The sequence below is a fragment of the Gluconobacter cerinus genome (assembly GCF_002723935.1).
Lineage (GTDB): Bacteria > Pseudomonadota > Alphaproteobacteria > Acetobacterales > Acetobacteraceae > Gluconobacter > Gluconobacter cerinus.
This window is the reverse complement of the sequence record NZ_BEWM01000048.1, coordinates 1-809: the sequence shown is the minus strand read 5'-3', so window position 1 is coordinate 809 and position 809 is coordinate 1. Positions and strand designations below refer to the sequence as shown.

Below are 809 nucleotides of genomic sequence, written 5' to 3'. Positions count from 1 at the left end.
TTGCGGACATGAAAGTGTGAGCGCACCGGTCGTATCTGGTCGCAACACGTCGCCAGTCTTTGATTTTTGCGAACATGTTTTCGATGAGGTGGCGCTTTTTATACAGATGCCAGTCGTAAGGTGGCTTTGATTTCCGGCTCTTCTTTGGCGGAATACAGGCTGTAATATTCCGGTCTGCGAGAGACTGTCTGATTTTATTGCTGTCATAGCCTCTGTCCCCGATGACTTCTTCTGTCTCGTCGGGGAGATCTGCCAGAAGCACGTCTGCGCCTTTGAAATCGCTGACCCGCCCTGCAGTCAGATGCAGTCAGATGCAGCCGGACCGGACGGCCCTGACCATTACACACGGCATGGAGTTCTGAGTTCAGGCCGCCTTTTGTCCGTCCGATATGGCGGGGAAAAGCCCCCTTTTAAGCAGGGAAGCTGCTGTTCTGTGTGCTTTCAGATGTGTCGCATCAATCATCAGACGCTTCGAACGGCCAGCCTGCTCTGTCAGCGCGACGAAGATCCGGTCAAAGACACCCAGGCGGCTCCACCGGAAAAAGCGATTGTATAAAGTCTTATGCGGACCATATGCTTTTGGGGCGTCTTTCCACTGAAGGCCGTTGCGGATCACGTAAACAATCCCGCTCAGAACACGACGGTCATCTACACGCGGAACCCCATGCGCCAGCGGGAAATACGGCCTGATCCGTTCCATCTGGTGCTCAGACAGCAAAAACACATCACTCACAGGCGTACCCTCCATCGGTAAACCTCTGAATCACAACACCATGCTCAGTTCAAGAAATTAACAGGTCCTGAGCCTA

The 809-nt window shown here is 53.2% G+C and carries 1 pseudogene; it reads right to left on the bottom strand.

What is annotated here, in order from left to right:
* Positions 1-733: pseudogene (locus GCE01_RS16635) on the bottom strand (IS5 family transposase); the annotation flags it as partial.
* Positions 734-809 lie beyond the last annotated feature (76 nt).